The 10,863-nt window shown below is 58.6% G+C and carries 9 protein-coding genes; 3 read left to right on the top strand and 6 right to left on the bottom strand.

The genetic code is table 11. The annotated features are described in order from the left end of the window. The first annotated feature begins 656 nt into the window (after positions 1-656). Positions 657-2,408 (top strand): adenylate/guanylate cyclase domain-containing protein, encoded by a 1,752-nt coding sequence (locus ACWTU9_RS30100; protein ID WP_455861492.1) that lies wholly within the window; start codon positions 657-659, stop codon positions 2,406-2,408. A gap of 1,394 nt (positions 2,409-3,802) precedes the next feature. On the opposite strand, the gene ACWTU9_RS30105 is transcribed toward ACWTU9_RS30100, so the two are convergent. The 4 genes from ACWTU9_RS30105 to ACWTU9_RS30120 form a co-directional block, all read right to left on the bottom strand. Continuing rightward, on the bottom strand, positions 3,803-4,168 hold the full coding sequence (locus ACWTU9_RS30105; protein ID WP_455861493.1) for a hypothetical protein: 366 nt from the start codon (positions 4,166-4,168) through the stop codon (positions 3,803-3,805). Between the two features lie 191 nt (positions 4,169-4,359). Beyond that, entirely contained in the window at positions 4,360-5,046 is a 687-nt protein-coding gene (locus ACWTU9_RS30110) for an outer membrane protein (protein WP_455861494.1), read from the bottom strand. 236 nt (positions 5,047-5,282) lie between these two features. Next, positions 5,283-5,681, bottom strand: coding sequence for a response regulator (locus ACWTU9_RS30115; protein WP_455861495.1), 399 nt, complete (start codon positions 5,679-5,681; stop codon positions 5,283-5,285). A gap of 998 nt (positions 5,682-6,679) precedes the next feature. Then, positions 6,680-7,918 carry a pilus assembly protein TadG-related protein gene (locus tag ACWTU9_RS30120; RefSeq protein ID WP_455861496.1) on the bottom strand — a complete coding sequence of 413 codons (1,239 nt, stop codon included), beginning with the start codon at positions 7,916-7,918 and terminating at the stop codon, positions 6,680-6,682. 952 nt (positions 7,919-8,870) lie between these two features. Between ACWTU9_RS30120 and ACWTU9_RS30125 the strand changes: the two genes are divergently transcribed. Together ACWTU9_RS30125 and ACWTU9_RS30130 are read left to right on the top strand one after the other, a co-directional pair. Further along, positions 8,871-9,059, top strand: a complete 189-nt coding sequence (locus ACWTU9_RS30125; protein ID WP_455861497.1) for a hypothetical protein — start codon at positions 8,871-8,873, stop codon at positions 9,057-9,059. Positions 9,060-9,649: 590 nt separating this feature from the next. Further along, on the top strand, positions 9,650-10,087 hold the full coding sequence (locus ACWTU9_RS30130; RefSeq protein ID WP_455861498.1) for a hypothetical protein: 438 nt from the start codon (positions 9,650-9,652) through the stop codon (positions 10,085-10,087). 14 nt (positions 10,088-10,101) lie between these two features. On the opposite strand, the gene ACWTU9_RS30135 is transcribed toward ACWTU9_RS30130, so the two are convergent. Beyond that, positions 10,102-10,434: a hypothetical protein gene (locus ACWTU9_RS30135; RefSeq protein WP_455861499.1), complete on the bottom strand. Its 333-nt coding sequence runs from the start codon at positions 10,432-10,434 to the stop codon at positions 10,102-10,104. A gap of 31 nt (positions 10,435-10,465) precedes the next feature. Continuing rightward, a partial coding sequence (locus tag ACWTU9_RS30140) for a response regulator transcription factor (protein WP_455861500.1) occupies positions 10,466-10,863 on the bottom strand: 398 nt, incomplete at its 5' end.

Genomic DNA, 10,863 nt, shown 5'->3' on the forward strand with positions numbered 1-10,863 from the left:
TAGATTCACAACACGCAAGCCGCACGCCAGAGGCAGGTAGGGCCGGCGCTTCCGGCGTGCCCTCACCGGCTTCTATACCACAGATCACGCCTCTTGAGACTATGGCTCGCGCGATCCCGGCTCTCCTGCCGCAGCACCGCTGACGAGCGTCCGACCCATCCCGCTTGTTCGCAGCAGTGCCCGCGCAGACGGTCTATGACCCCTTTTCACCAACGTCGGTCATTCCGCCGTGCGGACCTCCGAACGCATCGGCCGATCCGGGAGACCGCTCCATGACCCGGCATGGTCTGATTCAGCCTCCAGCCACAGGCGGTCAATCTGCGGCGACGGACCCACGCGACACAGACCGACCGGTTGCCTCCGTAGCCGCTATCACGAAGGGCTGGAATGGGGCCGGAATCAGTAGGTCCGCTTTTGTGCAGGAAAGAACGATAGCGGACGTTCAACCTCCAATGTCTGATGTCGTGAACTGACCCCAAAGTAGCCCTTCGGCAGCACCCGCGATCGGACCATAAACCACGCCATGTGAGGAATGGCCAAAGGGGCGTGGTGAGTTGATCGCTGCTGGCGCCGGCACTGCACGCTCGCATTCGAGGTAGGACTGGAATACGCTAGCCGCCCGGAGCTTCGACCTATGGAAGAGGCAGGACACAAGCATGGAGCGACGCCTCATCGCAATCCTGGCTGCCGACGTCGTCGGCTACAGCCGCCTCATGGGAGCCGACGAGGTTGGCACGCTTGCACAGCTGAAGCGGCTTCGCGCCGAAGTGATCGAGCCCAAGATCACAGAGTCGCACGGACGCATCGTCGGTTCCGCTGGCGACAGCCTTCTCGTCGAATTCGCCAGCGCGGTCCACGCGGTGCAGTGTGCGGTCGAAGCCCAGGAGGGATTGGCCGCTCACAATGCAAGTTTGCCCGAAGACAAGCGCATGACTTTCCGCATGGGCGTGAATTTGGGCGACGTGATTGCAGAGGACGATACGATCTACGGTGATGGCGTGAATATCGCCGCGCGGCTCGAGAAGCTTGCAGAACCTGGCGGCGTCTGCGTTGCTAGCAACGTCTACGAGCAGGTGAAAGGCAAACTAGACTATGCCTACACCGACCTCGGTAGCCATCAGGTCCACAACATCGTGGAGGCGGTGCGCGCCTATCGGGTCAGTCGAGCGAAACCCACTTCGGTGTTCTCGACAAGGGATGCGCTGACGCTTCCCGAAAAACCGTCGATCGCGGTCTTGCCATTTGACAACTTAAGTGGCGATCCCGAGCAGGGCTACTTCGCTGATGGCATGGTGGAGGAGATCATCACCGCGCTGTCCCGGACGCGCTGGCTGTTCGTCATCGCGCGCAACTCGAGCTTCACCTACAAGGGCCGGGCAGTGGACATTAAGCAGGTCGGACGCGAGCTTGGTGTGCGCTACGTGCTTGAAGGGAGCGTGCGCAAGGCTGCGAGCAGGGTGCGCATCACCGGGCAGCTTACCGATGCGGCAACGGGTGCACATCTATGGGCCGACCGTTTCGACGGCGGGCTGGAGGACGTTTTTGACCTGCAGGAAGAAGTGACTCGGAGCGTCGTCGGAGCGATCGCTCCGAAGCTGGAACAAGCAGAGATCGAGCGGGCCAAGCGCAAGCCGACCGAGCACCTTGACGCTTACGACTACTATCTGCGCGGGATAGCAAGCCTCCACCAGTTGACCAGGGAATCCACCGCAAACGCCCTGCAGTTGTTTTACAAAGCCATCGAACTCGACCCTGAATTCGCCTCGGCATACGGCATGGCCGCCTGGTGTGCCGTCATTCGCAAGGCGAACGGTTGGATGAGGGATCGCAAGCAAGAAACCGCCGAAACGGAACGCCTGGCCCTGAAGGCAGTGGATTTGGGCAGGGATGACGCGGTTGCTCTCTCACGTGGCGGGAGCGCGCTCGCCTTCGTCGTTGGCGACAACAATAGCGGGGTAGCGTTCATTGATCGCGCGCTCGCGCTCAATCCGAACCTGGCTACTGCGTGGCTATTAAGCGGCTGGGTCAGAGCCGACATCGGCGATACGGAAACCTCACTCCAGCACCTGGCGACTGCGATACGCATGAGCCCAGTCGACCCGCTCATGTTCGACATGCAGAATGCGGTTGCAGTGGCTCATCTCTTCGCGGGTCGATTTGAGGAGGCATCATCTTGGGCTGAAAGGTCGTTGCGGGAAAAGCCGGACTTTTTGGGGTCGTTGCGCTATGCGGCTGCAAGCTATGCTCACGCCGGCCGAACCGAGGATGCGCAAAAGGTGGTGAGCCGAATGCTCGCCCTCGATCCCGGCCAACGAATTTCCAATCTCGCCGACGTCTTTTCAACTAGCCGTGCGGCCGATATGGCTCTGCTTGCAGAAGGTTTGCGAAAGGCGGGGCTGCCGGAATAGCGCTGCCAGGCTGGCGCATCGATCACGAGTTGGTAGTTGAAACGTGGGCAGCCTGCTCTTCACCGAGAACGGGCTTGTGGTCGAGCCGGTCGCCGATTGTCCCTAAAAGGATTTATTTTTGTTTTCAGTGAGTTACGTCGTAGATCGGTGTATTTTCGGCGGCGTTTGGGTAGGCCTGAATCACTCCCACTCAATTGTTTTCAACCCAGCTAGGCCATTGATCTAGCTGGGTTTTTTCTTGCTTGCAGCATCGGAAGCCGACGCATGATCCGTCAAAAAGTTACGCTTTTGATTTTAAAGGGAAAATCGCCGTAAAAAATATTTTGAGGTTTCACCAACTATCGGGACCAATCGGGCGAATTTGTTAAGCATTTGTTAAGCATGGTCGCCCTCTAGCGTAACGTTGCCGCCCGAAAAAAGTACCGTCACTTGTCCAGATAGCAGCATTTTTTCGGAACGAAATCAACAGTCCTTGCAAGCGGCGCCGAGCCGATAGCAGTTTGTTAAAAACCAAGAAAGCACTTGCCGATCGGGCGGCAGGGCGGCAATGCGCGGTCGGATACGGGTCGTAAGGCAGTCTCGTTGCACTAGCGCCCCTTCGGTTTCGCGTGATCTCCTCATCTTCGCCTTAACGCCGTCCTGCGCCGTCGCCTGTTCAGGCACGATTGGCATACTTCACCCTGCCCCACTGACTGCATTGCGGACACAAAGGATGGAGATAGGCCAACTTGTCCCCTGGAATATTTCCCGAACTAGTGATCGTCAGGCTGCCGCCATTGAAACCCTCCAAACTGTAAGATTCCCATGCGCCGCCGAGGGGCTGATTGTCTTCTCGTAGTTTCAAATACCCGGTGCGACCGCAATCGCAAACCAGCTTTTCCCGCAATACAGTTGAGAGCACTTAGGACAGCCTTCCGACGATGCGGCGAACAGGCTCGATGCTACCATGGACTTTGGTATTCGGGTTTCCCGCACTGCCAAGCTACAGGCGCATTAGCGATAGCTCAACTAAGACTGAAGTCCCCTAAGCCCTCTCTCGAAGGTCGGCATCCAATCGCGATTGCTCCTGCGATCTGTATCATTTTAATACAATCCCCAATTGCTAGACTCGCGCGGCGCACCGGCAGTTAGTAGATCTTCCGTGCCAAAGGAGGGAAACGCCGCGCGGACTGGGGAGGAAACGATGGCGGTGCAAAAGGGAGACTACCGAACGAATAGAGCCGACTACGTGATTGCTGCGAAGGGTAGCCAAGCGACCACTGACGACGGCGCTCGAGCCGAGCTACTCGAAATAAAAAAGAAGTCCCTTTGGCTGAAAGATCCGCGATCCGCCAGATTGTCCGCACACCCGGCAGAAAGCTCGCCAGGACCGAAGGGCCAACCGCGCGGTTAAATTAGCTTCCGCTGAATATCTCCCCTGCAGGATTGCGGAACGCATGGGAGGGAAGGATGCGCGTCCTGCGCAAGTGCTTCACGCGACCGATCAGGCCAGGCCTGACCCATTGCGCCGCCGGCCTCTTAATTCCCTTTGACGCCGGGCCGGCGTGCTCCTGGACGCGCTTCCACAGGCGGTCTCGGATTGCACCGCGCGAGTTGATGAAGGCCGAGCCGACATCTTGCCCGGTCTCCCGATCGGCCATCAGGGCGAAGGCCGGCTTGCCCGGCTCTCGCTCGACGCCGAGCAGGTCGTATTCTTCCACCATGTAGCTCTTGATCTTCAGCCAGGCTGTCGAGCGGCCCGTTGCGATATTTGCTGTCACGGCGCTTCGATACCACCCCCTCTAGCCCGGCTTTGTCGACCAGTTCGAAGATGGCCTTCGCATCTCCTGGTAGCGTCTGACTGAACTGGATCAATCGTGCGCTCGGCATAAACAAGGGTAGGGCTAGGGGTTCATTCTGGCTTGCTGGTGAGCTTTTCGACGGTCGCAATGGCAGCGGCCAAGTGGGCAGATTAAAACTTGTAGCTCACACCAACGCGAACTGCGTGGTCTCGAATTTTCATATGTTCGATCACATCCGGAAAGGCAGGGGCCTCATTTCCGCTTGCGGTCCCGAAGTCAGTGTAGCGATACTCTAGTCGCGCGCTCCATTTATCAGCGAACGCGTACTCCAATCCGGCACCGATGGTCCAACCGGTTTTGGTCTTCGTCCAAGATTGCAAAGTTGCCGGGTCCGGGCCGCCCTCAAAGCGGAAATTGCCAAAGGCAACGCCCCCGGTAACATAGGGCAGGAAGCGATCGAAGGCGTATCCGACCCTAACGCGCGCGGAGCCTTGCCAGCGCAAATCGGCGCTACCGGCAGCCAAACTTAAAATTGGCTTGTTAAAACTGCCTTTGACATTGGCGTATTCGATATCGCCTTCCACACCAACGACAAGCGGCGAGTCGAATTGGTGATTGTAGCCTACGTACAGGCCACCAACAAAGCCGCTTGGAGTAAAAGTCCCGCTTGGGTAAGGGGCGAAAGGGCCGTTGAAACTGTAGCTGGTCCTCGCCCACTCGTAACCGGCTTGAGCCCCGACGTAGAGCCCCGTCCAGTTGTACGTAGACGCCAACGGATCCGGGGTTAGAACGTCAGCGGCGAAAGCGCAGCCAGTAGAAGCAATGAGAGTTGCGGTCGCGAGCAGAATCGATTTCATGGCAGGCTCCGTGTTACGCATCAAGCGGCTATAGGAGCAACGTCCTAACGGCAATATCTGTCTTCCCAGCCTTCAGGCGTTTTCAATGCCCTGTTGCGGCGAAGCAACACGAGAAATAGCCGTCCGCCGGGAGACCAGGCAGCGCCCCGGCGGCATAGGCCTTCCGGGAACATGCCGTTGCTGGCAACCGTCTCGCAGCGGGCATTACGGGCGATTATATATAGTCGACAGACCCATCAATCTGGTTCGCGCGGCGGCGGCGGATGTTGCTGGTTGAGGAGGGTAGATAGGGCCGTAGTGAGCTGAGCTATCGCAAACGGCTTGGTGATCATCACGCTCTCTGGAACACCTTCCGAGCCCCAGTGAGGCGAGCTGTCGCCACTGATATAGATCACAGGCATCATCGCGTTGGCTTGCCGCACGTGGCGGGCAACTTCCCATCCGGACTTGCCGTCACCTAACCGGATGTCCGAAATTAGCGCCTTGAATGATCCAGGATCGGCATCGAAGGTTTCAAGGGCTCTAGCAGCACTGGTGACGCCAACGACATGAAAGCCAGCTTCTTCCAGTCCTGTTTCGAGATCGAGCAGAATCAATGGCTCGTCTTCAACGACCAGAACCGACGCGTCAACCATTTGTACCCCTGCTGGCACCCCGAAACGACGAAAGGGCGTTTTAGTTCCATCTGATTAATCAGGTAGTGAGATTCCCCTCCGTAAACCATTTGCAATTGCTAATGTTGCCGCGCGTGGGAAAGCTGCTTTCGCCCCCTAGGTGAGCGAGGAACCATGGCGAAACGAACTCCGAATGCAATCGATGCCGACATTCTGCGGTCCACCTTCCAAAAAGCGGTCAAGGAAGAGAACATCCCGGAGATCCGGTGGCGAGAATACGCTACCGGCGACGACATACACCGGGTTAGCTGCGGTCGATTGCGATTTGGTGGACTGGATTGTTCACACGGCGAGGGAATGACCGGCGCGACCCGGGGCTCTCTTGTTGGGGGTGCAGGCCGCACCGGTCACTGCGGGTTGATTGGACCCCTCCCGCACTTGCCTAAAATATTGCATATTAGCGATTGCGCAACTAAGCAATTTGGCTGCCCATCCGCCGGCTCGCAAGTTCCAACCGCGAATAAAAAATGGCCACCGGCCGGAACCAGCGTGAGGCGAGGAAGTTGGAAAATCGCAGTGTCTCCCGACGCTGTCGACCTGTCGACGGTCAGGCCCGCGCTCCCTTTCGAGTGGCGCGGGCCGCGTTGTCAACAGGCCTACATCAGCCAATCTCGTGAATCCAGTCGTCCCCCCTGGAGGGTCATCGAAACGGGCGGTAGCCCGGCGGTTAGGGTGGGTCGGTAGCCAAAGCTTTAAAAAGCAACAGACACGCTAGCAGCGAAACGCCGCAGCCTAGCAGGCCGTCTACGGACAGTCCGGAAAAATAGACGAGATCGAACGCCAGTACCGCCATCGCTCAGCCAATCGTGATTTCGGAACACCCGGCGAAGTAACTGTTAGAGAGCGCTAATGTTCCGCTCTGGACTCACTGCCTCTGGGGAGAGAGGCGTGGGCAAGCGAATTCCAAGGCGGTAACCCGGACTTGCTCCGCAAAATGGACGTCATGCCGGCCCATCGTGCTACTCGACAAGCCGCACCGACTGCGTCGCCGGAATGTCCTTCATCCCGAGGCTGGTGCAGTCCTGCTTGATGGTCGTACTGCCGGACCATTGGATGGTGTTGGCGACGACCTGAGTGCAGCCGCCGTTCCCCGAGAAGTTGCCAAGGTAGTTGACCTGCTGCTTGGGAAAATAGATGGCGCCGGTGAAAAGCGAGTCCGCGGTGCCATTGAAGGTGCTCTGCGCCGCAGTGCCAGTCCTGTCGCCGTAGAACAGCACTCCGGAATAGGTTCCGGATGTCGGCGCGCTCAACGTCACCTTGGCGTTGCCGTTCATGCTGACGGTGTTGCTGCCTGCCATGAAGATGGTTACCCCGCTACCCGCGATGACCGCGTTGGCATTGACCTTCATACCGCCCTGCACGACATAGACGCCGGGCTGCAGGGTGACATTGCCCTTTAGATCCATGCCGCTGCAATAGGTGCCAGGCTGGAGTGTTTGCGACGATTTGCTGCCGACAGTCTTGCACGGGTTGCCGGCCGCCGGCGTCGGCAGATTGACGAAAGGATCGGCGGCGGGCAACGCCTGGGTGATCGGCGCGGCGCAGACGCTCGTAACGGGGTTGCTCAGAGAGACGCCGCCTACCGATATCAGGCAATCGGCCTGCAGAGCTGCCGAGCCTTGCAGCTTGATGGCGTCTGCGGCAGTCGAGTCTGCCATGACCGAACAGCCAGTCAGTTTGACACTTGTGTTGCCGGAAAAGAGCGCCGCCTTCGAGGCGGAGGGATTGAGGGCCAGTACGCAGGCCTTGGAGGCATCGGTGATCAGCGCCACCGCCCTTGCCTGTTCGGCAACGGGCCCCTTGTTGAAAATCGCCGTGAAGTAGCGATCGAGGTTCTGCTTGACGATGACCTCCACCGCCTTTTTCGCGGTGTTGGGGCCGGACAATGGCGGCGTGTTGACCTGGATCGTGCCCGGCGCGGCAAAATCGTTCGAGGTCGCGGACTGCGTGGCGGCGGCGATGATGGTCGGCTTGTCGGAACCCGCGACTTTCTCGAGTGCACCGGCATAGGCCGCGGCATCGGCGACGGCCTGCAGCTTGAGGCTGCTGTAGTACCAGAAGGAGGTCTCGATACCGAGGCCGGCGCCGCCGACCACGACCGGCAAAGTGAAGGCGAAGGTGACGGCAACGTTACCGTTCGTGGCGCGCCTCAGGCGGCCCAAAACAACCCAGATCCGGATGAGAGCATTGAATGCCATATGTTTATTAGAAATCACGAATAGATAAACGAATGTCTAAAAACTCCATTCCGATTCTTCTGAGGGGTATGGAACGCGCTTTGACGACATGTTCGGGTGCGCAGGATGGCAACCATAATCTTGTTCAGAGCGGAACCTTAAGACCGGCAAGCGATTTGTCAGCATTCAATCGTGGGGAAACGAGGATGCAAGCGGACACTGGGCGGATATCGGTCTTTGATCTCGCTGCGTTGCGCGAGACATTTAAAGCGTCGGCTAACGACCACGGCGTTACCGCCCTCGAATGGGCCACATACGCGCAGCTATTCCTGAAACAGCTATCCGAAGAAACCAATGCTAGGCAGGTCGCTAAAAAGGCCCCGGCGCTTGGGTCCGCACCGAGGCCTTAAGGGCATGTAAGGGCGATTGTATATTTGACAGACCCCGCTTGTTTCACTCGGTGGCGGCGGAGGCGCACAAGAGCATCGTCAGTCCGCTGCTAGCGTACCACAGCGACCATTACGCGCGCTTCGTGAGGTCCATGAGCCGCTGTTGAAGTCAATCAAGACCATCACCGGCAAGCGGGCCGAATTCATCCAGTGGAACGGGACCGGGCCTGTGCGCCCACCTACGCTGGGTAGCGCCCAAAAAGCTTAGTTGCGCAATTGCATTGAAGCCCGGCCTGCTTACAGCTCGATGAGGATGTAGGCCGCGCCAAAGATGGCGCTCATAAGAACAGTGAAAAAGGCTCAGCCTTTCAAAGCGTGACGCACGTCTTCGGGCTTCGCGCCTTTCTGGTTGTCGTAGCTGTCGAGGACTGCCTGCGCACGCCCGATCCGCTAGTACCAGCGCGTTTCCGCCCCTGCGTCCGGCGCGCTTATGGCGCGTGACACCGCGTTCTAAAGGAACAGTTTCCGGCCTCGCGAGTTTCTAATGCGGGCGGAGGCTTCGGGATCTGAAGGCGGCCATTGTCATGCACCAGATCGACGACACCAAAAAGCTGGTTAACCACTTCGATGAAACGGAGCGGAAAAGCCTCCTCGCCATCAAGGAAACTAAGGAACTCATCGAGCGGAACCGCCTACTTATAGAGCGCTCACGGCGGATTCTTTCGAGTGTATCCGAGATGGCTGCTCGGCAGGGGCCGCCATCCGCTATCTAATGTTGAAGCTGGCGCTAAGATGACCAACCCATGCCGATCGCTGCAATATGACGCGGCGCTAATCTTTCCGTTGCCAACCTTCCCGGCGCTTCCATCCAAGTGGTTTCTCGCACGCTAAGGAGGACCGGGTATTTTCATAAGAATTTAGATAACGCCCAGGCAAGCGCCGGCTTTCGTTGCCAACCAAAAAGCCCGCTGGCCGGAGCCAGCGGGCGCAAATCTCATCAAAGGCTGACGAGGGGTTTGAATTCTCGTCCACCGATAACGTAGCTTAGGCCAACATTGTGGGCAACTAGTCCCTACGGCTTATCGCGTTGTTCGCGCCCCCGCGGGGCAAACGGTCTAGGCGGCGCAATGCGCAGATCGAAATTGCTTGGGAGGGCGCTCGTTGCTCTCTGAACGGAAGCGGTAGTCATCCTGTGACGGGACAATCACCATTCGCACGGATCGTTCAGGCCACAATGGCCTACCAAAAACAAGGAACATGACCCCCAAAAGGCACATTACAAAACCCACTGCAAACGCATCAGCTATCATCTTACCAAGTTGCAAGCTTTTAAGCGGGGATGTTCGCGGGGGCGAAGCATGCAATGGCTAGAGCGCCGGAAACCTTTGCGGCCGGAGCGGACGCGAGACAATTCCTGATAGTGCCGCCAAGAGAGTCGCGCTACGAAAACGTCACTTACAGATCTCGGATGGAGGCCGCTCTGTCGGCGGCGATGCCCGGCTACATCTTTACGGTGACTATCGAGCACCCCCAGCAGCAGGACACCGAAAATATCTTCATCGAGCCGGACGGCATCATCCCGGATTGTGAAGGCTTCTTGATGCGGGTCATGGAAGCCTTGGCACCTTTTGTCGCTGACAAAGCGCCGCGCCTCAACCAACCGGCCAAGCTGCCCCTACATTTCCTGGTTTCCTCAGTGATCTCTGCGGACGGGATGCCGGCGCGGTTCGCTGCTTGCATCAACTGGTCTGCCAGGTTGCTCACCTCCACAGGGTTTTCCGTCGACGCCATCATTATGTGATTGCTTGCCCTGCCCTATGCGCGCGCTCGCCCGACGGTCTCGCGCCACTCCTCCCGTGTGCGCGGCCACTCCGAATGGGGCGCGGAGAGCGTGTGATGTATGAGGCCGATGCGCTTGCCATCGCGGCCCGCGGCTCGGCATTTCGGGCAATAGAAGGACGGCTGCAGGTCCTTCACCATGCAGGAATGATCGAGGCCGATGCGATGGGCTAGCGCGACCAGGTTGAGCCGGCTTTCACGGTGACAACCGGTGTTCAGGCAATGGATGGTCGCCTCATGCCCAAGGGCGAGCATCTTGCCGATCGTGTCGATCGCGAGGGGATAGGTGATCTCAGGCAGTTTGAACATCCGAACGAGATAGGACTGCAGTCCTATGCCGTCAACGTGCGGCGAATCTATGGGAACCGTCTCGATGCTCGGCCGAAGCGGTCGGCAAATGGCGGTTATCGATTTGCGGGCGGCTTAGAGGCGCTTTAACCTTGAACGCGCAAGGTTGGCTCCCCCGCTCAGCCGCGCCCCGCATCAGCAGCGCCGCCTCGGTGCGGTTGCGGACATTGAGCTTGGCCAGAACCCGCGTCATGTGATGCTTGACCGTCTTCTCCTGCAGTGAAAGCCGTGCGGCGACTTCCTTGTTGCTCAAGCCTTCCGCCACCAGGCTCAGAATGTCTGTCTCCCGCTCGGTAAGTCCCTGCAAGGGATCGCCGGCCGACAGTGTCGGCGAGACATAGCTTTCGCCAGCCGCGACATTGCTGAGGATTTCGGCCAGCGCCTTCGAAC

It is taken from the genome of Mesorhizobium sp. 128a, from assembly GCF_053848025.1.